We start from the raw sequence: 26,549 nt of genomic DNA on the forward strand, positions 1-26,549 counted from the left end.
GGAACACGCATGAGCACATCCAACAATCCGCTGGCGCCGAGCGCCGCTTTTGTATCCTCCGTGGCGCAAAAGAATGCGGCGCCGCAGGTGTACGACACGGCCGCCATCCAGCAGATGGACTCGGCCCACTACCTGCATCCGTTCACCGACTTCCAGGACCTGGCAAGCAAGGGCGCCAGGGTAATGGTGCGCGGCGACGGCGTCTACCTGTGGGATAGCCAGGGCAAGAAGATCGTCGACGGCATGTCGGGCCTGTGGTGCGTCAACGTGGGCTACGGCCGCACGTCGATTTCGCAAGCCGTGTACAGGCAGATGGAGACGCTGCCCTTCTATAACAGCTTCTTTGGCACGACGAACGTGCCGGCCGCGCAACTGGCGGCCAAGCTGGCGCAGATATCGCCGCCGCAGTTCCAGCATGTGTTCTTCACCAGTTCCGGCTCGGAAGGCAACGACACGAATTTGCGCATGGTGCGCCGCTACTGGGATATCCTCGGCTACAAGGAGCGCCACACCATCATCAGCCGCCATAACGCCTATCACGGCAGCACGGTGGCGGGAGCATCGCTGGGCGGCATGGACGGCATGCATGCGCAGGGCGGCTTGCCGATACCCGGCATCGCGCATATCGGCCAGCCCAATTACCTGGAATCGGGCCACGGCTTGTCTCCGGAAGCCTTCGGCTTGAAAGCGGCCGGCTGGCTGGAGGACAAGATCCTGGAAATCGGCGCCGACAAGGTGGCCGCCTTCATCGGCGAGCCGGTACAGGGCGCGGGCGGCGTCATCATCCCGCCATCGACCTACTGGCCCGAAATCCAGCGCATCTGCGACAAGTACGGCATCTTGCTCATCGCCGATGAAGTCATCTGCGGCTTCGGCCGACTGGGGCGCTGGTTCGGCTCCGAGCTGTTCGGCATCCAGCCCGACCTGATCACGTTTGCCAAGGGCGTCACCTCGGGCTATGTGCCGCTGGGCGGCGTGCTGGTGGGCGACAGGGTGGCCAAGGTACTGATCGAGCAGGGCGGCGAATTCACGCACGGTTTCACCTATTCGGGCCACCCCGTGGCCTGCGCGGCCGCGCTGGAAAACATCCGCATCATCGAGGAAGAGCAGCTGGTGGCCAAGGTGGCCGACGACACGGGACCGTACCTGAAGCAGTGCTTCGCCAGCCTGGGCGAGCATCCGCTGGTCGGCTATGCGGACAGCTGCGGCCTGGTCGCGGGCCTGAACCTGGTGCGCCGCAAGGGCGCCACCGTGCACGAGAACGAGCTGTTCGACGAGGGCCAGGGCGTGGGCATGATCTGCCGCGGCCACATGTTCGACAACGGCGTCATCATGCGCGCCGTGGGCGAGCGCATGATCGTCGCCCCGCCCCTGGTCATGACGCGGGCGCAGATCGATGAGATGGTGGCGCTGATACGGCTGTGCCTGGACAAGACGTATGCGGACGTGAAAGCGAAGGGCTGGGTTTAGGTTCTGGCTGAACCCAAACGCAAGAATACCGGGGTCAGACCCGCCGGGTCTGACCCCAGTCTTTGCCGTTGGGTTTTCACCCAAATAAGCAGCATCTATGCATTTTTTGGACCGCAAAGGCGGCAGTTCCGCTAAACTTCCATCCTGGCCGCTCCTGTAGTGGCCAGTTTTTCATTTTGACACCCTCTTACCCAAAGCACCCACATGACGATAGCAACACCTGCCGCGTCGGCCAGCGACGCCCAAGCGCCTTTCTTGCTGATTGATCAGCTGGTCAAGGAATTCGATGGCGTGCGCGCCGTCGATGGCATTTCCGTGACGATCAACAAGGGCGAGATCTTCGCCCTGCTGGGCAGTTCAGGCTGCGGCAAGTCGACCCTGCTGCGCATGCTGGCCGGTTTCGAGACGCCGACCTCGGGGCGCATCGCCCTGGCGGGCAACAGCATCGTCGACGTGCCGCCGCACCAGCGGCCCATCAACATGATGTTCCAGTCGTACGCGCTGTTCCCCCACCTGTCCGTGTGGGACAACATCGCTTTCGGCCTGCGCCGCGACGGCTTGCCGAAGGCGGAAGTGGCGGCGCGGGTCGAGCAGATGCTGGCGCTGGTGCAGCTGGGCCAATACGCGAAGCGCAAGCCGCACCAGCTGTCGGGCGGCCAGCAGCAGCGTGTGGCACTGGCACGCAGCCTGGCCAAGCGTCCGCAGTTGCTGCTGCTCGACGAGCCGCTGGGCGCGCTCGACAAGAAACTGCGCGAACGCACGCAGATGGAACTGGTCAACATCATCGAGCAGGTGGGCGTGACGTGCGTGATGGTCACGCACGACCAGGATGAAGCCATGAGCATGGCCACGCGCATCGCCGTCATGAGTGAAGGGCGCATCCTGCAGGTGGGCGCGCCCGGTGAAATCTACGAGACGCCGAACTGCCGCTTCGTCGCCGACTTCATCGGCAGCGTCAACCTGTTCGACGGCCGCATCACGGAAGACGAACCCGATCACGTGATCATCGACACGCCCGATGGCCGCCACTATGTCGCGCATGGCATCACGGGCAACCTGGGCATGGATGTCTCGGTGGCCGTGCGCCCCGAAAAGATCGGCATCCAGACCGAACCGCCCGCCTTGGAAGAACGGGCTTCGCCAGCGGAACACGGCTACAACTGCGCCCAGGGCGTGATCGTCGCCATGGCGTATTTTGGCAATGAAACGAGCTACCACGTGCGCCTCGACAGCGGCACGGTGGTGAAAGTCTCGCGCACCAACGCGGCCCGCCACGACGCCGCGCGCCTCGAGCGCGAGCAGCGCGTGTGGGTGTGGTGGGACGGCGCCGACATCGTCGTGCTGACCAGCTGAGGCCATCATGACGTCCATTCTGCAATCGCTGCGCAAGCTCGTCACCCTGCGTTGGGTCACTGGGCGCAACGCCGTCATCGCCGTGCCCGCGCTGTTCCTGACGGCCGCCTTTTTAATACCGTTCCTGATCGTGCTGCGTATCAGCCTGTCCGACATGGACACGGCCGGCAGCCCGTTCGGCGGCCTGCTGTCGTATGTCGACGGCATCGTCGTGCTGAAGGTCAAAATCGCCAACTACCTGTTCATCGCCGCCGATGAACTGTATCTGCTCACCTACCTCAGTTCCATCAAGTACGCGGCCATCACCACGGCCATTTGCCTGTTCATCGGCTACCCGTTCGCCTACTTCATGGCGCGCGCCAGGCCATCGATCCGCCCCGTGCTGATGATGCTGGTGATGCTGCCGTTCTGGACTTCGTTCCTGCTGCGCGTGTATGCGTGGAAGGGCATCCTGGCCAACCACGGCTTGCTCAACGATCTCTTGATCGCGCTGGGCGTGGTGAGCGAACCGCTGCACATGATGAACACCTCGTTTTCGCTGGTCGTCGGCATGGTGTATGCCTATCTGCCGTTCATGATCCTGCCCCTGTACGCGAACCTGGTGAAAATGGACGTGCGCTATCTGGAAGCGGCGGCCGACCTGGGCGCCACGCCCTTGCAGGCGTTCTGGCGCATCACCGTGCCCCTGTCGAAGTCGGGCATCATCGCCGGCGCCATGCTGGTGTTCATTCCGTCCGTGGGCGAATACGTGATTCCCGAGCTGCTGGGCGGCCCGGAAACCCTGATGATCGGCCGCGTGCTGTGGGATGAGTATTTCACGAATAACGACTGGGCCATGGCTTCGTCCGTGACGGTGCTGGTGATCCTGCTGATCCTCGTGCCGATGGCCATTTTTAACAAATACAAGACCGACCAGGACGCGGAGGAGCGCACATGAACGGACGTACCTTCCTGCAGCGCTGGTTCGGGCGCGGCTGGCTCTCGCTGGGCTATTTGTTCCTCTACCTGCCCATCATCGTGCTGATCGTCTTCTCGTTCAACAGCTCGCGCCAGGACATGGTGTGGAGCGGCTTCTCGCTGCGCTGGTACAGCGAGTTGATGAGCGATGCGGAAATCATCTCGGGCTTCGGCCTGTCACTAAAAATCGCCTTCATGTCGGCCACGTCGTCCGTCATCCTCGGCACCTTTGCCGCCTTTGCCTTGAGCAGTTACCAGCGCTTCCGCGGCCGCACGGTGTTTTCCGCCATGGTCAGCGCGCCCTTGGTGATGCCGGAAGTGATCATCGGCCTGTCCCTGCTGCTGATGCTGGTGTCCATGCAAAAGGTCTTCGGTTTCCCCGAGCGGGGCGTGCTGACCATCTGGCTCGGTCACACCTTGCTGGGCATGGCGTATGCGGCCGTGGTGGTGCAATCGCGCCTGCAGGAAATGAGCAAGTCGCTGGCCGAAGCGGCCATGGACCTCGGTTGCCGCGCGCACCAGGTGTTCTTCCTCGTGACCCTGCCGAACATCACGCAGGCACTGGCATCAAGCTGGCTGCTGACGTTCACCCTGTCGCTGGACGACGTGGTGCTCTCCGCTTTCCTGTCCGGCCCCGGTTCGACGACGATGCCGCTGGTGATCTTCTCGCGCGCGCGCCTGGGGCTTGACCCGCGCGTGAACGCCATCGCGGCGCTGACGATCCTCGTCGTGACGATTGCCGTGATCGTGTATGCCGTGATGCTGGCGCGCGCCGACCGCAGACGCCGCAAGCAGATGTCCGCGGCGTATTCGGCGGACCAGGAGTAAGCTGCTTGTAAACTGACACAGGAGACGACCATGACGGAAAACACCAGTTGGCATGCACGGGCCGCAGAGATCAAGATCGATGGGCGCGCCTTCATCAACGGCGAACGGGTCGCGGCCAGGTCAGGCCGGACTTTCGACAACCTGTCGCCCATCGACGGGCGTCTGCTGGGGCAGGTGGCCCGCTGCGACGGCGCCGACGTGGAGGCGGCCGTGCAGGCCGCGCGCGCCGCTTTTGACGACCGCCGCTGGGCCGGGAAATCGCCGGCGCAGCGCAAGCGGGTATTGATCAAGTTCGCCGACCTGGTGCAGAAATACGGTCCCGAGCTGGCCCTGATGGAAACCCTGGACATGGGTAAACCGATCAAGTACAGCCAGAGCGTGGACGTGGGCGCCACGGCCAACTGCCTGCGCTGGTATGGCGAGGCGATCGACAAGGTCTACGATGAAATCGCCCCGACGCCCGCCAACAGCCTGGCCCTGATCACGCGCGAACCGGTGGGCGTCGTCGCCGCCATCGTGCCGTGGAATTACCCGATGATCATGGCTGCCTGGAAGATCGCGCCCGCCCTCGCGGCCGGCAACAGCGTGATATTGAAACCGTCGGAAAAATCGCCGCTGACGGCCCTACGCCTGGCCGACATCGCGCTGGAAGCGGGCGTGCCGGCGGGCGTGTTCAACGTGCTGCCCGGCTACGGCAACGAGGCCGGCGCCGCGCTGGCGCTGCACATGGACGTCGATTGCATCGGCTTTACGGGTTCCACGCGCACGGGGAAACTGATCGTGCAGATGGCGGGCCAGTCGAATCTGAAACGGGCGTGGACGGAACTGGGCGGCAAGTCCGCCAACATCGTGTGCGCCGATTGTCCGGACCTGGACAAGGCCGTGGCGGCCGCCGTCGGCTCCATTTTCTTCAACCAGGGCGAAAGCTGCAATGCGCCTTCGCGCCTGTTCGTGGAAGAATCGATCAAGGAAAAATTCCTCGCCAAGGCGCTGGCCATGCTGCCCCGCTTCCAGCCGGGCGATCCGCTCGATGAAGCCACCGTCATGGGCGCCATCGTCGACGCCACGCAGATGCAAACAGTGATGGGCTATATCGCGTCCGGCAAGAACGAAGGCGCGCAATTGCTGGGCGGCGGCGAGGCCGTGCGCCTTGATACGGGAGGCTATTACGTGCAGCCGACCATCTTCGGCGTGGACGCCGGCATGACGATCGCGCGCGAAGAGATCTTCGGGCCCGTCCTGTCCGTGTTGGGCTTTACGGATATCGCCGAAGCCATCCAACAGGCCAACGCCACGCCGTACGGCTTGCAGGCGGCCGTGTGGACCTCGGACATCAGCAAGGCCATCCAGACGGCGCGCGCCCTGCGCGCGGGCACCGTGCACGTCAACCAGTACGATGGCGACGACATTACCGTGCCGTTCGGCGGCTACAAGCAGTCGGGCAACGGACGCGACAAGTCGCTGCACGCACTGGACAAGTACACGGAGCTGAAGACGACGTGGATACAGGTGGGATAATTTATATAAGGGTGCTTAAAAGGGCTAATTAAGAGTATTTTCGGCTTAAAATAGTCCTTTTAGGTGCTATTAAATTTTTCATGGCGCTGCACTTGCTAAAATTTGGATCGTATAAGTGCTAATTTAAGGATAAACTGAACACAATTAGCTACTATAAGATCCAATTGGAGCGGCCATGCAATGCCATTTTCAAATTTTTCATGATGATGCGTGGCACGATTGCGCATCGCTGACTTTGCTTGAGCCTGCAGGCGGCAATCCACGTACCGCTGCCCTGTTCGAGTATGACCTCGATTATGCCTTCTTCAAGCTTGAGAGTGGGCCTGTCTCGCTGCGTTTTCCCGTCACGGCAGAGATGCAGAAGCTGGCGCAATGGCCAGCCTTTATCTTTGACCTGATTCCCCAGGGAAGCGGACGGACATATCTGCTTGGGCAGCTGCAGCTGGCCGATGGTCCGGCTGCCGATTTTCCTCTGATGTGCGCCGGCGCGTTCAATCCCGTCGGGCGCGTGCGCATTGCCGAGGCCGTGCAGTACTACGCACAACATATGCATCGCCATGACCAGGGCAAGCCGCTGAGCGGCTTTTCACTGGACGAGATCATAGGTCGCGGCGATGCCTTCAATGAGCGCATGCTGATGCATGGCATGCTGGCCGCCGGCAGTCTGGGGGTGCAAGGAGCGGCGCCGAAATATCTGCTGACCACTGACCATGCCGGTCTCTGGCATGCCGATGGCGCCCTGGCGGACCAGGACGCGGCTGCCCATTTCATCGTCAAGCGTCCGCGCGGAAAGACCGCCAGCGACGCCAAGGTATTGCGGAATGAGGCCGCATACATGACTGTGGCGCGCGCGGTGGGCTTGCGCACCGAAGGCCAGTTGCGCTACCAGGACGATACTTTGTTCATTCCCCGTTTTGACCGCCGCATCCTCGATGGAAAAGTGCTGCGACTGCATCAGGAAAGCGCCGCTTCGCTGGCAGGTATCGTCGGCTTTGAAGCCACGCCCAGCCAGTTCGACCTATTGCAGGCGCTGCGCGCCGTCGTCAGCGACAAGACTGCGGAAACCATCGAATTTCTCAAACGCGATATCTTGAACCTGGCCATGCGCAATACCGATAATCACGCACGCAATACGGCGGTGCAGCAAATTGGTGCCGAGGTGCGCCTCACGCCGCTGTTCGATTTTGCACCGATGTACCTGGACCCGGATGGCATACCACGCGCGGCGCGCTGGTATCACCCGGATACCAAAAACGAGCTGCATGACTGGACGACGATACTGGCTACGATCGGCATGCCGGACGTGGAGCGCCAGCAGATCCGCCTCGCGCTATACGGATTTTCCCAGCACCTGGTTGCGCTGGAACAGCATATGCGGGAGGCTGGCGTGGATGATGACATCATTGCTTTCCTCCGGCCACATATCGCCGGGCAGATCGAACAGCTCAAGGCATTGGGAGAGCACTGACATGGCGCGTACGAAAAAGACCGTTGACAAGGAAGAGTTGCGGCAGCGCAGGGCAGTGCTTTACGAAGCCATTGAAGCAGGAGCCGTCACGCTACAGCATGCCGTCAAGGAAATGCGCGCCATCTCGCGCATGACGCAGGCAGAGTTTGCGACGCATCGGGGCGTGAGCACGAAGGTTATCAAGGAGATCGAGAGCGGCAAGGGCAACCCGACCATCCAGACGCTGAACCGTATCGGGCAATTCTTTGGCCTGGAGGTGGCCTTTGTACGGACAGAAACACTACGTGAAAAAAAAATCGCCCCGGCGAGTACCGGGGCGATATCGCCTCAATAGACTAGATCAGAAGCAGTGTTCCAGCGCCGGGAAGCTGCCATCCTTGACGGCTTTGACGTAGCCGGTGACGGCGTCGTCGATGCTGGCCGCGCCTTCCATGAAGTTGCGCACGAAGCGCGCCTTGCGGCCTGGGAAGACACCCAGCATGTCGTGCATGACGAGGACCTGGCCCGAGCAGTCTGGGCCGGCGCCGATGCCGATGGTGGGAATCGTCAGCATGTCGGTCACTTCCTTGCCCAGCTGCGACGGCATGGCTTCCATCAGCACGATGGCGGCGCCCGCGTTTTGCAGCACCAGTGCGTCGTTTTTCAGCTCGGCGGCGCTTTCCGTGCTCTTGCCCTGCACCTTATAGCCGCCCAGCTGGTGCACGAATTGCGGCGTCAGGCCGATGTGGGCGCAGATGGGGATGCCGCGCTCGGTGAGGAAACGGACGGTCTCGGCCAGCCAGGCGCCGCCTTCGATCTTGATCATGTGCGCGCCCGCCTGCATCAGGATGACGGCGTTGGCGTAAGCCGTTTCAGGCGTGCCGTACGCGCCGAACGGCAGGTCGGACAGGATCATGGCCGACTTGCTGCCGCGCGCGACGGAAGCCGTGTGGTAAGCCAGTTCGGCCACGGTGACGGGCAGGGTGGAGTTCAGGCCGTTGCAGACCATGCCGAGCGAATCGCCGATCAGCAGGATCTCCACGCCGCAACGGTCCATCAGCGACGCGAAGCTGGCGTCATAGCAGGTCAGCATGGAGATCTTTTCGCCGGCGGCGCGCAACGTGGCCAGGGTATGGATGGTCACGGCCTTGTTGGCGACAGGCTTGGATGGCGCCGGCGCCGGTGTGGCGGCCTTGTCTTTTGCGGCCAGATCTGTTCCTTGCAAATAAGCGGACATAGGTATTCTCTAGAGTGAAAGGGGGGTGATGCTATTGCGACGCCGCTAGTGTAGTACTTTATAGGGCGGCGTGCAGGGGCGGCATTGTAGAGCAATGCCGCGTGGCGCTCAGAGCTGGCTGATGGCCTGGTCCGCCACGCCCGCCAGGTAGCCTTGCGCCGGGCCGAGGCCGGGCACGGCGATGGCCGGCGCCAGGGCCAGCAGCGGCACCAGCACGAAGGCGCGCTCGGTGAGGCGCGGATGCGGTACCGTCAGGGTGGCGCTGGCGATCTGTGCATCGCCGTACAGCAGCAAGTCCAGGTCCAGGGTGCGCGGGGCGTTGCGGTAGGGCCGTTCGCGCCCGTGCGCCGCCTCGATGGCGTGCAGGGCCAGCAGCAGTTCCTCCGCCGGCAGGGTGGTCGCGATGCGCGCCACGGCGTTGATGTAGTCGTCGCCGCTGGAATCGATGGGTGCCGTGCGGTAGCTGGCCGAGGCGTCCAGCAAGCTGGCGCCGGGCAGGCGCGCCAGGCGCGCGATCGCCTCCTGCACATTCGCGCGCGCGTCGCCCAGGTTGGCCCCGATGCCGATGTAAGCGATCACTGACATTATTCGCCGCTGCTGCTGCTGCCGGTGGTGGTGCCGCCGCCCGTTTTGCTGCGCGTGCTGCGGCGCGGCGGGCGCTTCTTCTTGACGGCGCCCGGCGCGGCATTGGCGCTGACGAGCAGCGCTTCGCGCGTTTCCTCGTCGCCTTCATAAAAGGCCGTCCACCATTCGCCGATGTCCGCGTCGATCTCGCCCGAGGCGCAGCGCAGCAGCAGGAAGTCGTAGCCGGCGCGGAAGCGCAGGTGCTCGAGCAGTTTGTACGGCGCCTTGCCGACCCGGCGCTCGAAGCGGGGCTGCATCGACCAGATGTCGCGCATGTCGGAACCGATCTTGCGCTGCAAGGCCAGTTTTTCCGTCTGCGAATCGAGCACGTCGTCGGCCGCCAGGTGCAGCGCGGGGATGGTCGACTCGCCGGCGGCGCGGTAGGCCGTCCATTTTTCCAGCACCTGGTGCCACAGCAGCGAGGCAAACAAAAAGCCCGGCGAGACGGTCTTGCCGGCGGCGATGCGCTGGTCCGTGGCGTCCAGCGCCAGGGTGACGAATTTCGCGCCCAGCGGCTGTTCCAGCACCACGTCGAGCAGCGGCAGCAGGCCGTGATGCAAGCCTTCCTTGCGCAGCTGCTGCAGGCAGGCCAGCGCGTGGCCGCTCATCAGCAGTTTCAGCATTTCGTCGAACACGCGCGGCGCCGGCACGTTGTTGATCAGCGGCGCCATGACGGGAATCGGCGCGGCCGTGTGCGGCTCGATGGTGAATTTCAGCTTGGCGGCGAAGCGCACCACGCGCAGCATGCGCACGGGGTCTTCGCGATAGCGCTCTTCCGGCTTGCCGATCATGCGCAAAGTCTTGGCGCGGATGTCTTCCACGCCGCCGTGGTAATCGAGCACTTCCTGCGTGGCCGGGTTGTAGTACATGGCGTTGATGGTGAAGTCGCGGCGCAGTGCATCTTCGTGCTGCAAACCGAAGGTGTTGTCGCGCAGGACGCGGCCATGTTCATCCTTGGGCGCCGAATCGGCGCCGGCGCCGCGGAAGGTCGTCACTTCCAGCAAATCCTGGCCGAACATCACGTGCACGATCTGGAAGCGCTTGCCGATGATGAAGGCGCGGCGGAACAAGCGCTTGACCTGTTCCGGCGTGGCGTTGGTGGCGATGTCGAAGTCTTTGGGTTTGACGCCCAGCAGCAGGTCGCGCACGGCGCCGCCGACGACAAAGGCCTCGAAGCCTGCTTCCTGCAGGCTGCTGGTGACGCGGATGGCATTCGACGATACCAGTTTCGGGTCGATTCCGTGTTGCGCAGGACCGAGCACGATGGGTGCCGTGGTGTCGCGCGCTGCCTCTTTTTTAACGCCGAGGATCTTGCGGATGAATTTTTTAATCATTGAATAAGTGGAGTGATGGCCAGCCGTGGAGGGATGCGTGTGCGCTCAAAGCGGTGTTGGGATTGGTCGCGACCGGGTGGGTCACGACCGACAGCAAGGGAATATCGTTGTGCGAATCGCTGTAAAAATAGCTGCGCTCGAACTGCCCCAGTTCCTTGCCCATCTTTTCCAGCCAGGCATGGGTGTGGGTCAGCTTGCCCGCGCCCAGGGTCGGCGTGCCCAGCAGCTTGCCCGTGACATTGCCTGCGTCGTCATATTCGGGCATGGCGGCCAGCAGGTGCTCGACGCCGAGCGCATCGGCGATGGGTTTGGTGATGAAATGGTTGGTGGCCGTGACGATGGCCAGCAGGTCGCCCGCGTCCTGGTGTTGCTTGATCAGCGCCACGACTTCCGGGCGGATGGCCGGCAAGACCACTTCGGCCATGAATTGGCGGTGCAGCGCTTCGAGGCGTTCGCGCGGGAATTGCGCCAGGGTGCCGAGCGAGAATTCCAGGTACTCCACCGGATCGAGCGTGCCGGCCTGGTATTGCGCGAAAAATTCGTCGTTGCGGCGGGTGAATTCGGCGGCGTCCACGGCACCGATGCGTACCAGGAATTCGCCCCACTCGTGATCCGAGTCGATGGGCAGCAGGGTGTGGTCGAGGTCAAACAGGGCCAGATTCATCATTCTTTCGCTTCCGCCTGCAGCAACTCGCGCAACAATGGCAAGGTGATCGGGCGTTGGGTTTCCAGGGAGTAGAGGTCGAGAGAGTCCAGCATCGTCGACAGCGAACGCATGTCGCGCCGGAAATGGGACAGCAGATAGGGTAACACGCCGGGCGACAAGGTCAAGCCGCGGGTGGTGGCCGCCTGGGTCAGGGCGGCGATTTTTTCATCGTCCGTCAAGCCGTGGATCTGGTAGATCAGGCCCCAGCCCATGCGCGTGCGCAAGTCTTCGCGCACGGGCAGCACGGCCGGCGGCACGGCGCCGCTGCACACCATGAACGCCTTGTTGGCGCGGATTTCATTGAACAGGGCAAAGGCGTCGATCTGCGCCAGCGGCGACAGCTTTTCGCAGTCGTCGAGCAGGTACAAATCCACGTCGGGCGAATACACGAATTCGGACTCGATCGAGAATGGCGAAATGTAGCGCGCGCGCTCGGTGCTGGCCAGTGCCTTGAGCAGGTGGCTCTTGCCGGCGGCCAGTTCGCCCCACAGGTAGGCAAAATGTTCGCGCGACGTGCGCGCGGCGAACTGGCGCATCAGCTGCGCCACTTCGGCATTCTGTCCCACCTCGAAGGTATCGAGGCTGTGCGCCTGGTCTGTGCCTAAATCGAGCACCAGTTGTTTCATGGCGTACGCCTTGTCCTGTTTTTCATTACTGCTTGTGCGTCGTCGTCGCTGTTGTTAGTTTAACATTTTTGTGTCTGGTGCCTGACAGAGGCGTAGCGAACGGCAGCGATTTGTGGCCGAGAAGCACAACCGTACTTGAGTACGGTGAGCATCGCCGGCCGCAAAGTGCGACGCGCAGTCGCTTATGTCAGTCACCTTGTCACGCATTATAGAAGGTGCTGGACAGGTAGTGGCGTCTTAGATGCTTAAAAGCGACCATCAGGACGGCAGAAGCGGGTAAAGCAAGCAAAACACCGACGAAACCGAACAATTGTCCGAAAGCCAATAAGGCGAAGATCACGGCCAGCGGGTTCAGGCCGATGCGCTCGCCGACCAGACGCGGCGTGAGGAAAAAGCCTTCGATGACCTGGCCGCAGCCATAGATGACGGCCACGGCGATGACGCCGCTCCAGTCGGCAAACTGCAGCAGGGCGGCGATCAGCGCCAGCATCAGGCCCAGGCCGAAGCCCAGGTAGGGGATGAACACCAGCAAGCCCGTGATGATGCCCACAGGCAATGCGACTTCAAAACCGGCGATGGCCAGCGCCACCGAGTAATACGTGGCCAGCACCAGCATGACGAGCAACTGGCCGCGCAGGTATTGCGCCAGCAGGGTGTCGACTTCCTGCGCCATGCCCACCGTGCGGCCGACCCAGCGGCGCGGCACGGCGCCGGCGATGCGCGCCAGCATCGGATGCCAGTCCAGCAACAGATAGAACAGCACCACGGGAATGAGCACGACGGTGGCCAGCCAGCCCAGCACGGCCGTGCCGCCGATGCGGGCCGAGGCCAGCACGGTGCTCCAGATTTCATCGCCGCTGGTGGCCATCTGCTGGCTCAGCATGCGCTTGATGCCCGTGCCGTCCAGGCGCACGCGGATGCCCAGGTCGCGCAGTTTCGGCGCCAGGAACTCGTTCGCCTTGCTGAGGAATTGCGGAATCTGCGCCTGCAGCAAGGGGATTTCCTTTTGCAATACGGGCACGACGATCAGTACGAGCGCCGTGATGGCGAGGAAAAACAACACTACGACGACCAGCACGGCCAGCGGACGGGGCACGTAAAAGCGCCGGTAATGCAGGCGCTGCAGGCGGTCCACGCCGGGATTGAGCACGTAGGCGAGGATGGCGGCGGCCAGGAAGGGCGTCAGGATGGGGCCCAGGCTGACGAGCAGCAGCAAGAATGCCAGCCAGACCGCGATCCAAAATGCTGTTTGCTTCTGTTCGGCGGTGATGGCGAATGGCATGTAGTTTGTGCTGTTGCGTTAAAAAAAGGCAGTTAATTACGAAATGGCGGGGCAGTTTGATAAAATAGCGTCTTGATCGACCGAATTCACCCGCTGGCGCCCTGCCGCACGATGTTGAAGAACATGCTTGCGCGCGCGTGCCGGCGGGTATCCGCCTTCTATTTTACCGCCTCCGCTGCCACCACACCATGAACCAGACTTCTAATGTTTCCCTTTCCTACCGTGACGCTGGCGTCGATATCGACGCAGGCGACGCTTTAGTCGAAGCAATCAAGCCGTTTGCCAAGCGCACCCTGCGCGAAGGCGTGATGGGCGGCCTGGGCGGTTTTGGCGCCATGTTTGAAATCAGCAAGAAGTACAAGGAACCGGTGCTCGTCTCGGGCACCGACGGCGTGGGCACGAAATTGCGCCTGGCGTTCGAACTGAACCGCCACGACACGGTCGGCATCGACCTCGTCGCCATGAGTGTCAACGACATCCTCGTGCAAGGCGCCGAACCGCTGTTCTTCCTCGATTATTTTGCCTGCGGCAAGCTGGACGTGGCCATCGCCACCGACGTCATCAAGGGCATCGCCCAGGGTTGTGAACAAGCGGGTTGCGCGCTGATCGGCGGCGAAACGGCGGAAATGCCGAGCATGTACCCGGCCGGTGAATACGACCTGGCAGGCTTTGCCGTCGGCGCCGTGGAAAAATCGAAAATCATCGACGGCACCAAGATCGCTCCGGGCGATGTGGTGCTGGGCCTGGACTCGTCGGGCGTGCACTCGAACGGTTACTCGCTGGTGCGCAAGATCATCGAAGTGGCGAAGCCGGACCTGGAAGGCGACTTCCATGGCCGTAAGCTGGCCGACGTGCTGATGCAGCCGACGCGCATCTACGTCAAGCCGCTGCTGGCGCTGATGGATGCCATGGAAGTCAAGGGCATGGTGCACATCACCGGCGGCGGCCTGGTGGAAAATATCCCGCGCGTGCTGCAGCCCGGCCTGGTGGCCGAACTGGACTCGAAGGCATGGACCATGCCGCCGCTGTTCACGTGGCTGCAACAGCACGGCGGCGTGGCTGACGCCGAGATGCACCGCGTCTTCAACTGCGGCATCGGCATGACCGTCATCGTCGCGCAGGAAAACGCCGACGCCGCCATTGCGCAATTGCAAGCGGCCGGCGAAACCGTCTCGCGCATCGGCACCATCCGCGCCCGCGTAGGCGACGAGCATCAGACCATCGTGATCTGAGCGTTACTGGCGCTGAGGGCATATGAGGCAAGGCATTCATGCCTTGCCTCACACTGGCAGAAAAAAAGCAGGCACTCGACAGTGTGCCTGCTTTTTTTTATGCAGCTGCTCGCGTTACGCAAACAGGCGGATGTACGATTTTGTCAGCGACCGCGCGCGTGTTTTTTCCCATACGCCATCCCCGCTATTGCTGTCGCGCTCACCTTTGCCGTTGGTATTGCCTTCAATTGTCATGATCGCACCAGCTTGAGAAGGTTGATCCTTGATGACCAAGCCAATATGCGAAAAGTCGTAGACAACGAAGTCGCCGGCCCTGGCGGCTTCTGTTTCTGGTAATAGCTCGATGTTTTTCTGTGCCGCCCACTTTTCCCAGCCAAATGCACTGGCGTCGCGGCAGCGCCACTTTTCGGCAGCGTTGACGGAATCGATGCCCAACGCGTCACGCACGCTTTCTTCGTGCAGCCATTCGCGCATGAGCCAGGCTGTAAAGGCTGCACACCAAGGCCAGGCACCCGGCATCATCCAAGTCGCTGACTGAAACTCTTCGATCCGCTGTCCGGTGTTATTGATGGGGCCTTCGCGCACTCCTTTTTCTTTACGCGCAAGAAAAATGAGTTTTTCTATGCTTGTGTTCATGATCCCGTCCTTTCGTGAAATTGCATACCAGCGCTTGTTCGTTATTGGAATCCGTTATTGATAAGTTTTTCTCCGACTAAATATGCGGACGTAAAGCGTTCCAGGCCATTGCTGCCGTTATTAACCTGCTTTCTGGCTAAAATAAAATTGTGTTGCAATAATGCTTGTTTTATTTCTATTTTTTTATCCGAGAGAAAAAGCGCCAGAATATTGGCCGCACATTCAGGCATATTCGCACGCTCGGGGGCATTCAATAAATCTTGTGATGGTGTCAAACGCGTTCCATAGCGCGCATAATTGTCGCGACCTGTTAGTTGGATGAAGCCACGGCCATGAAAGCGGTCCCCGTCGGGAGGCCCCTGATTACCCAGACTCTTTTTATAGTCATACAAATCGTAGGGCCGTCTGGAAGAGGGAGAGGTGTTGTATCTGGAAATGCCTTCATCGACAGGCAGGAATGCCTCTGTTTCTGCCCGGATTGTGGCTAACGCGGCCAATACCATGATTTTGTCTCCCAGGCCATGATTGCCCAATGCATCGAGTACAGGCGGCAGATAGCGCTTGATGTTATCGATGCGCGTATCGGGAAACATCTGGCTCACCACTTGCACCGAAACTTGTGTCCTGACGTCAGGCAAGTCATCGTTGTCGCACAGGTCAAGCAATGACAAGGTACGGGGGCCAGCTTCGCCATCAATGAGCAAGCCTTCGCTTTCCTGGAAGGCGACCACGGCGGCGGCCGTTGCTTGCCCGAACATGCCATCTTGCGCACCGGGATTGAACCCCCGTTCTGCCAGAGCCAATTGCAGGGCCACAACATCGCTGCCACTGCTATTGATTTTCAATAGACATTTTTTCATTATCTCTCCTTATTAAATTATTTTCTGCGCCAGAAAATTACGTATGATTATTTTTAATTGGCAGGGAGCCTGAAATGTCTATTTTTTTGCCGGGGCATGTGTTATTAAATTCGGAAGGTTATGGTAGGTCCTGCTGGTGCTGGTGGTTTGATGAATGTCAAATGGACTTATTTTTATAAAAAATCCTTTCTGTGAAAATAAGAAAGTTTTTTGAGTGAATATATGTTATGGGGAATTGACTTGCAGTAAATGTGGTGGCGTGCATGATTATTTTGAGACGGCAATGCAGAAAAGCAGGCCTCTTCGAGAGCCTGCTTTTTTACGCCTGTTGCCAGCTTACCTTGCGTGCGCCGGCTTCATGCGGCCATCCGGCTGCGAGCCGCCCCTGCCGATCATGGCCACGCTGACGGCCGAGACGAGGGAGGCGAACAGGATGTAGCCGACGATGTGCCACGGCTCGCCCTTGCCCGTCTTGAGCAGGTAGGTGGCGATGATGGGCGTCAGGCCGCTGGCGAAAATGCCCGAGAACTGGTACACGAAGGAGATGCCCGTGTAACGCACCTTGGCGTCGAACAGGTCGCAGAACAGGGCCGCTTCCGGGCCGTACACGGCCGAATACAGCACGCCCAGCGGGATGATCACGGAACACCACAGTAGCAGCGGATTGTCGGCGTGGTGCAGCATGATCCAGAAGGCGGGAATCGACGATATGCCCGTGATCAAGGAGCCCCAGAAGAACACCTTGCTGCGGCCGATGCGGTCCGACAGCCGGCCGAAGAAGGGGATGCAAAAGCACATCACGACGGCCGACGCCATCACGCCCATCAGCGCTTCCGTGCGGTCTATCTTGATGGTGTTGGTCAGATAGGTGATGGAAAACACGCCGAAGATATTGAAGAACACGCCGTCGATATAGCGCGCGCCCATGCCTTTTAATACATTGCCCGAATAGCGCTTCAGCAGGTCGAAAAACGGAATCTGCGTCTCCGCGTTCTTTTCCTTGACGGCCTGGAACTCGGGCGTTTCCATCACGTTCAGACGTATCCACATGCCGATGAAGACGAGGGCGGCCGACAGGATGAAGGCCACGCGCCAGCCCCAGGACAGGAATTGCGCATCCGTCAGGCTGTACGACAGGATCGCCACCACGCCGGACGCGAGGCACAGGCCGATGGCCAGGCCGATCTGCGGCAGGCTGGCATAGAAGCCGCGCTCTTTTGGTGGCGCATATTCGTACGCCATCAGCACGGCGCCGCCCCACTCGCCACCGAGGCCGATGCCTTGCAGCACGCGCAGGAACAGCAGCAGGCCCGGCGCCCAGTAGCCGATGTGGTCATAGGTGGGCAGCACGCCGATCAGGAAAGTGGAGATGCCCATGATCATCAGGGTCATTACCAGCATGCTCTTGCGGCCGATCTTGTCGCCGAAGTGGCCGAAGATCACGCCGCCGATGGGGCGCGACAGAAAGCCCACGGCGAAGGTGCCGTAGGCCAGCATGGTCGAGACGAGCGGATCGCCGCCCGGGAAATACAGCTTGCTGAACACGATGCCGGCGACGACGCCGTATAAAAAGAAGTCGTACCACTCGATGGTGGCGCCGATCACGCTGGCCATCACGACTTTCCGCAGCTCTTGGGCTTTTTTCGGATTGCTGGGATTGTTGTCCATATCTAGTCTCCAATCGATATCGATTATGTGTTTGATGCCTGGCTTGGCGCCGGGTCATTGGAGGCGGGGCCGCCTGCCCGCCGCTGACATCCTCCTTGCCGGAAATGGAATGGGTGGGTCAGGCCGCTTGCGGCAGCCGCACCGCGTCCGCCAGGATCATGTCGGCCGCTTTTTCGGCGATCATGATGGTGGGCGCGTTCGTATTGCCCGAGACGATTTCCGGCATGATCGACGCATCGACCACGCGCAAATTCTGCATGCCGTGCACGCGCAGGCGGTCGTCGACGACGGCCATGGCGTCATGCCCCATCTTGCAGGTGCCGCTCGGGTGGTAGATCGACTGGCTGAAGCGGCGCGCCGCATCCAGCAGCTGCGCATCCGTCTCGAACTGCGGGCCGGGCACGAACTCTGAAATGATGTGCGGCGCCAGCGACGGCGCGGCGGCGATCCTGCGTGCCACGCGCAGGGCGGCAATCGCCGTCTGCTGGTCGCGCGGGTCGGACAGGTAATTGGGATAAATGCCAGGGTAGGCGAGGGGATCGGCGGACTTGATCGACACGTGGCCGCGGCTGTGCGGGCGCAGCTGGCACACGGACGACGTAAACGCGGAAAACGGATGGGCGCCTTCGCCCGGCTTGTCGGCGCTTAGCGGCTGCATGTGGAACTGGATGTCGGGCCGCGCCACCTCGGGCGAGGACCGGGTAAACACCGTCACCTGGCTGGCTGCCAGAGTGAGGGGGCCGGAGCGGGAAAACACATATTGCATGCCCACCCACAGCTTGCCCCACAGGCTGTTGACTTCATCGTTCAGGGTTTTCAGGCGCGTCTTGAAGACGAGGCGGATTTGCAGATGGTCTTGCAGGTTCTGTCCCACGCCGGGCAAGTCGTGCACGAGCGGCACGCCCACTTGCTCGAGCAGCGTGCGTGGCCCGACGCCCGAGCATTGCAGGATTTGCGGCGAGCCGATGGCGCCCGCGCATAAAATCACTTCGCCGCTGGCGCGCGCCTGGCGCAGCTGGCCATCCTGCCGGAACTCGATGCCGACGGCGCGCTTGCCCTCGAACAGCACGCGCGTGATTTGCGCGCGCACTTCCACGCGCAGATTGGCGCGCTTGCGGGCGGGCCGCAAAAAGGCTTTGGCCGTGCTCCAGCGCAAGCCCTTGCTGGCCGTCTGCTGGAAGTAGCCGACGCCCTCCTGCGTGGCGCCGTTGTAGTCGGCGTTGAAGGGGATACCGCTTTCCGTGGCGCCGGCGATGAAGTGTTCGGCGATGGGGCGGCGCAGCCGCAGGTCCGACACCTTTAACGGGCCGCCCACGCCGTGGTAATCGCTGGCGCCGCGTTCCTGGTCTTCCGATTTTTTAAAATAGGGCAGCACCTCGGCATAGCTCCAGCCTGCGTTGCCCAGTTCGGCCCAGCGGTCGTAGTCCTCTTTCTGTCCGCGCACATACAGCAAGCCGTTGAGCGAGCTGGAGCCGCCCAGGACCTTGCCGCGTGGCCATTGCAACTGGCGCCCGGCGATGCCGGCGTCCGCTTCCGTGCGGTAGCACCAGTCCAGCTTCGGGTCGTGCATGGTCTTGAAATAGCCGACCGGCACGTGTATCCAGGGATTGTTGTCCTTGCCGCCCGCTTCCAGCAGCAATACCCGGTGGTTGCTGTCGTGCGACAGGCGGTTGGCCAGCACGCAGCCGGCGGAACCGGCGCCGACGACGATGTAATCGTAGTGTGTTTGCAACATGGTGCTTGTCTCCTGCGTTGCGGTATCAGCTTGCCTCGGCGGGCGTTTTTTGCGATACACTGGTCTTTATTGATTATTTTTGGAACGTCTGGTTCCATTTATAAAAGACGTGCAGCACCGGGACAAGCGGAAACCGCCGCATACGCGAGAGGTGAAACAGAACATGCATGATGCGTTTCAAAAACGGCAGGCCGAGGCCGAAGAAGATAGCCCGGCGGGTGGAGCGGTTGGGGCCGGCGCGGCGGCCAGCCATGGCGACGAGGCGCGCGGCTTGCGCGTGCTGCGCCTGATCGAGCACCTGGCCAGCGCCAGCCAGCCCCTGACCCTGTCGCAGCTGGCGGCGCGCATGCAGGTGCCCAAGGCCAGCATGATGCGCCTGCTCGATACCCTGGAGCAACATGGCTATGTGCTGCGCACGCCCGTGGGGCGTGGCTATGTACCGGGTGCCGCTTCGACCAACCTGGCGCTGGCGACCTTGCGCAACAATGCCCTGATCCGCGTGAGCCGCAGCATCCTGGGCAGCCTGGTGGCGGCCACGGGCGAGACGTGCAATCTGGCCATTCCCGAGAGCAATGCGATCGTCTACGTGGACCGCGTGGAAACGCAGGAACCGCTGCGCCTGCACCTGGTGCTGGGCACGCGCGCGCCCATGCATTGCACGGCCAGCGGCAAGCTGTTCTTGGCGCACATGAGTTTGCTGGAGCGGCGCGCCTTGCTGGCCATGCTAAACCTGCAGGCGCGCACGCCGAAGAGCATCACCGACCCAGCATTGCTGGAACGCGAGATCGTGCGCATCGCCCGGCTGGGCATCGGCATCGACGACGAGGAATTCGTGCACGGCATGGTGGCCGTGGCCGTGCCCATCTGCGCCGCGGACGGGCGCATCGTGGCGGCCGTCGCCTGCCACGCGCCCGTGGCGAGAAAGTCCGTGGAGCAGCTGATGCAGCACGTGCCGCAGCTCAAAGAGGCGGCCGTCAAGCTGCGGCCGCTATTGCTGGCGGAGTCCAGCTAAGGTTTCAAGACCTTCGCCACCTTGGCCGCCCTGAGGCGGAACGCATCGGGCATGCCCGAGCCCAGCAGCGGGCGCAGATACAGGCGGAAGGCGTCCGTCACGTCCGTGCCGCTGGCGCTGATGAACTCGTCTTCCATGGTGCGCGTCTTGCCCGCCACCTCGGTCAGCGGCAGCAGTTCGTAGTCGACGGAATAAAAGCCCGTGCGCTTGATGGCGACGGAGCCGTCGCGGTCGCCCCACATGGCGAACTGCACGGCCTTCTCGCCCACTTCGCGGGCTTCGCGCTGGTCGACGTCGGAAACGCAGCCGATGAACGAACGCTGCAGATAGCCGAAGGTATCGCCGCGCACGCGCTTGATGCCGAGCTTGGCCTTGATTTCGTCGCACAGCAGGTCGGCCAGCGCGCCCGTGCCTGACAATTGCACATTGCCGTGCGCATCGCGCTCTACTTCATTGCCCACCTGCCTGGCCAGCAGGCTGGCGATCGGCTCGCCCGAGGCGTCGTGGATGCCTTCCGACACGGCGATCACGCAACGGCCATACTTTTCATAGGTGGCCTTCACGTCGGCAAGGAATTGCTCCAGCACGAAGACGCGCTCGGGCAGGTAGATCAGGTGCGGGCCATCGTCGGGGAACTTCTTGCCCAGCGCCGAGGCGGCCGTCAGAAAGCCCGCATGGCGGCCCATCACCACGCCCACGTACACGCCGGGCAAGGCCGCGTTGTCGAGGTTGGCACCGGCGAACGCTTGCGCGACGAAGCGCGCGGCCGAGGGAAAGCCGGGCGTGTGGTCGCTGCCCACCAGGTCGTTGTCGATGGTTTTCGGGATGTGGATGCAGCGCAGCGGATAGCCTGCCTTGTGCGCTTCCTCGCTGACGATGCGCACCGTGTCGGACGAGTCGTTGCCGCCGATGTAAAAGAAGTGCTCGATTTCGTGCGCGCGCAGCACTTCGAAGATTTGCTGGCAGTAGGCAATATCGGGCTTGTCGCGCGTGGAACCGAGCGCCGAGGACGGCGTGGCCGCCACCAGTTCCAGGTTGTGGCTGGTTTCCTGCGTCAGATCGACGAACTCTTCATTGATGATGCCGCGCACGCCATGCAGGGCGCCGTACACGCGCGTGACGTGCTGGAAACGCCGCGATTCAAGCACCACGCCCACCAGCGACTGGTTGATGACGGCGGTGGGGCCGCCTCCCTGGGCAACAAGAATTTTTCCAGACGGCATGGGATCTCCTCGTAAGTAAAGCGGCCCTCCAGCCTACTCCTTTTTTAGCGGGACGCTGTCTTTTCCCTAAGCCGCAAGGGGAATTGATCTGGCGGGCCTGCCTGCCTATTCATTCCGGTGCCCGGATATGCTCGACCAGTCCCCTGCTGCGCCGTCCCGGCGCCGGCGTCAGCCAGCTGACGAGGATGGCGGCGGCCAGGCCGGCCGGCACGCCGAAGATGCCGGCGGAAATCGGTGCGATATGGAACCATTGTCCGCTGGCATTGCCTCCCAGCATGGTGCTCGTATGCAGCATGTAGTACAGGCAGATGCCAAAACCCGTCAGCATGCCGGCCAGCGCGCCCTGGTAATTGGCGCGTTGCCAGAAGACACCGAGCACCAGCGGCGGGAACAGGGTCGAGGCGGCCAGGGAGAAGGCCACGCCCACCAGCGACAAAATGTCGGCCGGCTTTTGCGAGGCCGCATAGGCGGCGATGAAGGCCACGGCCAGCAGCAGCAGTTTGGAAATCGTCACGCGCTTTTGCGTCGAGGCGCTGGGATCGACCACCTTGTAATAGACGTCGTGCGACAGGGCGTTGGAGATGGCCAGCAGCAAACCGTCGGCCGTCGACAGGGCGGCGGCCAGGCCGCCGGCCGCCACCAGGCCGGAAATCACGTAGGGCAGGCCGGCGATCTCGGGCGTGGCCAGCACCAGCACGTCGGCGTCGATGGAAATTTCCGCCAGTTGCACGATGCCGTCGCGGTTGACGTCGACGATGCTGATCAGGGGACTGAGCTTGTCCACGTTGGCCCAGTACGATACCCAGGTGGGCAGGTTCGCGTATTGCGTGCCGACCAGGGCCGAGTAAATGTCGTACTTGACCAGCACGGCCAGCGCGGGAATCGTGAGATAGATCAACAGGATGAAGAACAGGGTCCAGAACACGGACACGCGCGTTTCGTGCACGGACGGCGTGGTGTACGATCGCATGAGGATGTGGGGCAGGGCGGCCGTGCCCAGCATCATGCAAAACACGAGGGCCAGGAAATTGTTGCGCTTGATATCGGATTGCTCGCGGTCGGCGGCGGGAAACGGTTGCGCGTGCGGAATGATCGGCTCGGCGCGTTTCTGGTTTTGCGCCTGCATGGCCTGCCACAGCACGCGTGCCTCGTCGGGGCTTTTGGGATAGGCGATCAGGTAGCGCTCCGCGTTGCGGATGTCAAACAGCGAGGTATTGCGCTGGCGCAAACTGTCGAGCTGGCGCTGGGCCGCCAGGCGGCCTTGCTCCCAGGAGCCGGGCAAGCCGTCGATGCGCGCCTGGTAGCTTTGCGCGCGCTGGCGGAAGATGGCCCGCACTTCGTTTTCTTTCGGGTCCGTTTCCAGCACGTGTTCGCGCGCGCTTAGTTGCGGCAGCACCTTGCCGTAGGCGATCTGCGGCACGGGATTGTCCGCATGCTTGACCGACAGCCACATGGCGGGAATCAGAAAGGCAACGAGGATGATGATGTACTGCGCCACCTGCGTCCAGGTGATGGCGCGCATGCCGCCCAGAAAGGAGCAGACGAGGATGCTGGCCAGGCCCAGGAAGATGCCGACGGAAAAATCCACACCCGTGAAGCGCGAGGCGATCAGGCCGACGGCGTAGATCTGCGCCACGACATACGTGAACGACACGATGATGGTGGCGGCCACGGCCACCACGCGCACGCTGGCGCCCCGTTTGTCGGTGCCGCTGCCGTAGCGCGCGGCGAGGAAGTCGGGAATCGTGTACTGGCTGAACTTGCGCAGGTAGGGCGCGATCAATAGCGCCACCAGGCAATAGCCGCCCGTCCAGCCCATGATGAAGGCCAGGCCGTCGAAGCCGTTCAGGTACAGGCCGCCCGCCAGGCTGATGAAACTGGCCGCCGAAATCCAGTCGGCGGCCGTGGCCATGCCGTTGAACATGGCCGGCACCCGGCGCCCCGCCACATAGTATTCGGTGACGTTCGAGGTGCGGCTGATGACGCCGATGGTGGCGTACAGGGTGATGGTGACGAGCATGAACAGGTAGCCGATCCACGCGCGCGGCATGCCTTCCTGTTCCAGCACCGACAGGGCCAGCAGGAAAGCGGCGAAACCGGCGGTAAACAGCAGGTAGTAACGGCACAGGCGCGCAAAGAAGCTGCGCTGGCCGCTCATGCTTGCTCCTCGGCATGGAAAGCCCGGTCCAGGCGCCGCATGCGCCAGGCATACAAGGCGATGATGGCCAGGTAGACGAGAGAGGCGCCCTGGGCCGCCATATAGAAGGGCAAGGGCCAGCCGAACAGGTTCAGGTGCAAGAGCTCGCGCGCATAGAACACGGTCAGAAAGCCCGTCAGCAGCCAGATCAGCAGAAGGATGGCCGTCAGGCGCCGCGTCTTGCGCCAGTGCACATTGCGGCGCGCCTGCAGTTCGGGGCCGGGCGCGCGCGCGGGCTGCAGCGGCGCCGCGGGAAGGCTGGGCTTATCCATACGTGATGTCGTCCTCTTTTGGCGCTTCCGGCAACAGCAGGGCGATGCTCAGGCGCAGCAGGGTGCCTGGCAACTTCGGCGAAGTGGCGCGCGGATTGTTAAAAATATCGACTTCGGCACCATGCTGCTGCGCAATCTCGCGCACGATGGCCAGCCCCAGGCCGCTGCCGTCGACATTGCTGCCAAGAATGCGGTAAAAGCGCTCGAACACGTGAGCCCGCTCTGCCGGCGCAATGCCGGGCCCCGTATCTTCCACTTCCAGGATGGCCAGTTCCAGGGTGCTGCGCACGCGCACCGTGACGCTGCCGCCAGCTGGCGTGTAGCGCAGGGCATTGTCGATCAGATTGCTCAGCAGCTCGCGCAGCATCATGGCATTGCCGGAAATCATGATCGAATAGGCGGGCTGTTCGAAGCCCAGGTCGATATGCTGGGCAAACGAGGCTTGCACCCAGTCCTGCACCACGCCGCGCGCCAGCTCGCTCAGCTCGATCGGCTCGAACGCCGTGCCCGCCTGCGGCTGGTTTTCCGCGCGCGCCAGGGCCAGCAGCTGGTTGACCAGGCGCGTGGCCGCTTCCGAGCTTTTCGCCAGCTGCAGCAGCGAGCGGTGAATCTCGTCGTGGTCTGTCTGGCGCAGGGCCAGCTCCGATTGCATGCGCATGCCGGCCAGCGGCGTCTTCATCTGGTGCGCCGCATCGGCGATGAAGCGTTTCTGCATGTCGATCGACAGCGACAGGCGCGCCAGCATCTCGTTGAGCGAACCGACCAGCGGCGTGATTTCCTCGGGCACCTGGCCCGATTCGATGGGAGATAAATCGTCGGGCGGCCGGGCGCGTATGCGTTCCTGCAATTGCGCCAGCGGCGACAGCCCGCGCGCCAGGGCGAACCAGACCAGGGCCAGGATGACGGGCAGGATGATGAACTGCGGCAAAATCACGCCCTTGATGATTTCATTGGCCAGCTGGGCGCGCTTTTCCAGCGTCTCGGCCACTTGCACCAGCGCGCGGTGCGGTTCATCGTCGTTGCCGGCGGGAATATCGAGATAGCTGAACGCCACGCGCACGGGCGTGCCGTGGATGGTGTCGTTGCGAAACAGCACCATGCCGCTGCGGTATTTGTCGGGGTCCTGCGGCGGCGGCAAGTCGCGGTCGCCGTCGAGGTATTCGCCGCGCGGACCCACCACCAGGTAATACAGGGTGTCGACGTCGTCGCCGCGCAGGAAGTCGCGGCCCTTGTTATTGCTGTTCTTGTCCGGCACGCGGCGCAGCAGCGCGCCGTCGGCCTGCTTGACCTGTTGCGTCAGCACGGTGACGCTGTCTTCCAGCGCATGGTCGAACGGCTGATTGGCGATGCCCTTGGCCACCAGATAGGTGATGGCGATGCTCATCGGCCACAGCAGCAGCAAGGGCGCCAGCATCCAGTCGAGGATTTCGCCGAACAACGAATGCTCGATGGTGTCGTCCTGCTCCGTCGTGGGCGGCTCGAACCAGTCGTCGTCGCCCGGCTCGTCCGCTGGCGCCTCGCGCGCCTTCACTTGCTGGCGGACCCGCTGGCCGGGGCTGCCGACTCGCCCGCTTCGGCGTTCAGGCGCGCCGCTTCCGAGAATTTTTCCAGGCAATAGCCGAGGCCGCGCACGGTGGCGATGCGCACGCCGCCCACCTCGATCTTCTTGCGCAGGCGGTGCACATACACTTCGATGGCGTTGTTCGACACTTCCTCGCCCCATTCGCACAGGTGGTCGACCAGCTGCTCTTTCGAGACGAGGCGGCCGGTGCGGCCCAGCAGTATTTCCAGCAAGCCCAGTTCGCGCGCCGACAGGTCGAGCATCTGGTCGTTGATGTAGGCGCTGCGCCCCACCTGGTCGTAGCTGAGGGGACCATGCTTGATGATGGTGGCGCCGCCGCCGGCGCCGCGGCGCGTCAGGGCGCGCACTCTTGCCTCCAGTTCCGACAGGGCGAACGGCTTGGCCATATAATCATCGGCACCGAGGTCGAGGCCATTCACGCGTTGTTCGATGGAATCGGCGGCCGTCAGGATCAGCACGGGCAGCAGCGAGGCGCGCGCGCGCAGGCGGCGCAGCACTTCCAGGCCGGACATCTTCGGCAGGCCCAGGTCGAGGATCAGCAAGTCGAATTCCTGGGTGGACAGGGCCGTATCGGCTTCCTGCCCATTTTTGACGCAGTCGATGGCATAGCCCGACTGGCGCAGCGAACGGGTCAGGCCATCGGCCAGTACGCTGTCATCTTCGGCAAGTAAAATACGCATGGTGAGACTTCCTCGGCTTGCGGCATAGAAGCTTGTATTGTGTTTCATTTCCCGCAAGGTGGCGAGTTTT

General features: G+C 62.4%; 24 protein-coding genes. 9 read left to right on the forward strand and 15 right to left on the reverse strand.

Translation table 11 applies throughout. The features are described from left to right. Positions 1–9 precede the first annotated feature (9 nt). The 7 genes from JAB8_RS18455 (at position 10) to JAB8_RS18485 (ending at position 7,928) form a co-directional block, all read left to right on the forward strand. Positions 10–1,470: an aspartate aminotransferase family protein gene (locus JAB8_RS18455; protein ID WP_070290892.1), complete on the forward strand. Its 1,461-nt coding sequence runs from the start codon at positions 10–12 to the stop codon at positions 1,468–1,470. 204 nt (positions 1,471–1,674) lie between these two features. Next, on the forward strand, positions 1,675–2,823 hold the full coding sequence (gene potA / locus JAB8_RS18460) for a polyamine ABC transporter ATP-binding protein (RefSeq protein ID WP_070290893.1): 1,149 nt from the start codon (positions 1,675–1,677) through the stop codon (positions 2,821–2,823). Between the two features lie 7 nt (positions 2,824–2,830). Next, entirely contained in the window at positions 2,831–3,760 is a 930-nt protein-coding gene (locus tag JAB8_RS18465) for an ABC transporter permease subunit (protein ID WP_070290894.1), read from the forward strand. Beyond that, positions 3,757–4,608, forward strand: a complete 852-nt coding sequence (locus tag JAB8_RS18470; RefSeq protein ID WP_070220415.1) for an ABC transporter permease subunit — start codon at positions 3,757–3,759, stop codon at positions 4,606–4,608. The genes JAB8_RS18465 and JAB8_RS18470 overlap by 4 nt, the downstream gene beginning before the upstream one ends. A gap of 30 nt (positions 4,609–4,638) precedes the next feature. Continuing rightward, positions 4,639–6,126: an aldehyde dehydrogenase gene (locus JAB8_RS18475; protein ID WP_070290895.1), complete on the forward strand. Its 1,488-nt coding sequence runs from the start codon at positions 4,639–4,641 to the stop codon at positions 6,124–6,126. A gap of 175 nt (positions 6,127–6,301) precedes the next feature. Continuing rightward, entirely contained in the window at positions 6,302–7,594 is a 1,293-nt protein-coding gene (locus JAB8_RS18480) for a HipA domain-containing protein (RefSeq protein ID WP_254679545.1), read from the forward strand. 1 nt (position 7,595) lies between these two features. After that, on the forward strand, positions 7,596–7,928 hold the full coding sequence (locus JAB8_RS18485; RefSeq protein WP_034746036.1) for a helix-turn-helix domain-containing protein: 333 nt from the start codon (positions 7,596–7,598) through the stop codon (positions 7,926–7,928). Positions 7,929–7,934: 6 nt separating this feature from the next. On the opposite strand, the gene panB is transcribed toward JAB8_RS18485, so the two are convergent. From panB to JAB8_RS18515, 6 genes are all read right to left on the reverse strand, one after another. After that, a complete protein-coding gene (gene panB, locus JAB8_RS18490; protein WP_175445216.1) occupies positions 7,935–8,810 on the reverse strand; it encodes a 3-methyl-2-oxobutanoate hydroxymethyltransferase in 876 nt (291 codons plus the stop codon). Between the two features lie 108 nt (positions 8,811–8,918). Continuing rightward, entirely contained in the window at positions 8,919–9,395 is a 477-nt protein-coding gene (gene folK / locus JAB8_RS18495) for a 2-amino-4-hydroxy-6-hydroxymethyldihydropteridine diphosphokinase (protein ID WP_070290897.1), read from the reverse strand. Next, entirely contained in the window at positions 9,395–10,768 is a 1,374-nt protein-coding gene (gene pcnB, locus JAB8_RS18500; RefSeq protein WP_070290898.1) for a polynucleotide adenylyltransferase PcnB, read from the reverse strand. The genes folK and pcnB overlap by 1 nt, the downstream gene beginning before the upstream one ends. Beyond that, complete coding sequence (locus JAB8_RS18505; protein ID WP_070291061.1) at positions 10,761–11,432, reverse strand: HAD family hydrolase; 672 nt, start codon at positions 11,430–11,432, stop codon at positions 10,761–10,763. Before JAB8_RS18505 ends, pcnB begins: the two co-directional genes overlap by 8 nt. Beyond that, positions 11,432–12,100, reverse strand: coding sequence for a DnaA regulatory inactivator Hda (gene hda / locus JAB8_RS18510; protein ID WP_058048421.1), 669 nt, complete (start codon positions 12,098–12,100; stop codon positions 11,432–11,434). The genes JAB8_RS18505 and hda overlap by 1 nt, the downstream gene beginning before the upstream one ends. 199 nt (positions 12,101–12,299) lie before the next feature. Then, positions 12,300–13,382: an AI-2E family transporter gene (locus JAB8_RS18515; protein WP_070220405.1), complete on the reverse strand. Its 1,083-nt coding sequence runs from the start codon at positions 13,380–13,382 to the stop codon at positions 12,300–12,302. Positions 13,383–13,570: 188 nt separating this feature from the next. Between JAB8_RS18515 and purM the strand changes: the two genes are divergently transcribed. Continuing rightward, positions 13,571–14,614 carry a phosphoribosylformylglycinamidine cyclo-ligase gene (gene purM, locus JAB8_RS18520; protein ID WP_070290899.1) on the forward strand — a complete coding sequence of 348 codons (1,044 nt, stop codon included), beginning with the start codon at positions 13,571–13,573 and terminating at the stop codon, positions 14,612–14,614. Between the two features lie 114 nt (positions 14,615–14,728). On the opposite strand, the gene JAB8_RS18525 is transcribed toward purM, so the two are convergent. The 4 genes from JAB8_RS18525 to JAB8_RS18540 all read right to left on the reverse strand — a co-directional run bounded on the left by JAB8_RS18525 (position 14,729) and on the right by JAB8_RS18540 (position 19,513). Further along, positions 14,729–15,250 (reverse strand): CHAP domain-containing protein, encoded by a 522-nt coding sequence (locus tag JAB8_RS18525; protein WP_139143080.1) that lies wholly within the window; start codon positions 15,248–15,250, stop codon positions 14,729–14,731. Between the two features lie 41 nt (positions 15,251–15,291). Next, the gene (locus JAB8_RS18530; protein ID WP_070290901.1) at positions 15,292–16,110 is read right to left on the reverse strand and encodes a peptidoglycan-binding protein; all 819 of its coding nucleotides are present in this window, start codon (positions 16,108–16,110) and stop codon (positions 15,292–15,294) included. 336 nt (positions 16,111–16,446) lie between these two features. Continuing rightward, positions 16,447–17,778 (reverse strand): MFS transporter, encoded by a 1,332-nt coding sequence (locus tag JAB8_RS18535; protein WP_070290902.1) that lies wholly within the window; start codon positions 17,776–17,778, stop codon positions 16,447–16,449. Between the two features lie 118 nt (positions 17,779–17,896). Next, on the reverse strand, positions 17,897–19,513 hold the full coding sequence (locus JAB8_RS18540; RefSeq protein WP_070290903.1) for a choline dehydrogenase: 1,617 nt from the start codon (positions 19,511–19,513) through the stop codon (positions 17,897–17,899). A gap of 163 nt (positions 19,514–19,676) precedes the next feature. On the opposite strand from JAB8_RS18540, the gene JAB8_RS18545 reads away from it, so the two are divergent. Then, the gene (locus JAB8_RS18545) at positions 19,677–20,525 is read left to right on the forward strand and encodes an IclR family transcriptional regulator (RefSeq protein WP_083287802.1); all 849 of its coding nucleotides are present in this window, start codon (positions 19,677–19,679) and stop codon (positions 20,523–20,525) included. Here the strand turns inward: JAB8_RS18545 and JAB8_RS18550 are convergent. The 5 genes from JAB8_RS18550 to JAB8_RS18570 form a co-directional block, all read right to left on the reverse strand. After that, positions 20,522–21,748, reverse strand: coding sequence for a 6-phosphofructokinase (locus tag JAB8_RS18550; RefSeq protein WP_070290904.1), 1,227 nt, complete (start codon positions 21,746–21,748; stop codon positions 20,522–20,524). The genes JAB8_RS18545 and JAB8_RS18550 overlap by 4 nt on opposite strands. A 109-nt stretch (positions 21,749–21,857) precedes the next feature. Next, the gene (locus JAB8_RS18555) at positions 21,858–23,906 is read right to left on the reverse strand and encodes a sodium:solute symporter family protein (protein WP_070290905.1); all 2,049 of its coding nucleotides are present in this window, start codon (positions 23,904–23,906) and stop codon (positions 21,858–21,860) included. Beyond that, entirely contained in the window at positions 23,903–24,217 is a 315-nt protein-coding gene (locus JAB8_RS18560) for a DUF4212 domain-containing protein (protein ID WP_083287803.1), read from the reverse strand. The genes JAB8_RS18555 and JAB8_RS18560 overlap by 4 nt, the downstream gene beginning before the upstream one ends. Beyond that, positions 24,210–25,748: a sensor histidine kinase gene (locus JAB8_RS18565; protein ID WP_070290906.1), complete on the reverse strand. Its 1,539-nt coding sequence runs from the start codon at positions 25,746–25,748 to the stop codon at positions 24,210–24,212. Before JAB8_RS18565 ends, JAB8_RS18560 begins: the two co-directional genes overlap by 8 nt. Continuing rightward, complete coding sequence (locus JAB8_RS18570) at positions 25,745–26,479, reverse strand: response regulator transcription factor (RefSeq protein WP_070290907.1); 735 nt, start codon at positions 26,477–26,479, stop codon at positions 25,745–25,747. Before JAB8_RS18570 ends, JAB8_RS18565 begins: the two co-directional genes overlap by 4 nt. Positions 26,480–26,549 lie beyond the last annotated feature (70 nt).

Origin of the sequence: Janthinobacterium sp. HH106 (assembly GCF_001758725.1) — a bacterium.
GTDB lineage: Bacteria > Pseudomonadota > Gammaproteobacteria > Burkholderiales > Burkholderiaceae_D > Janthinobacterium.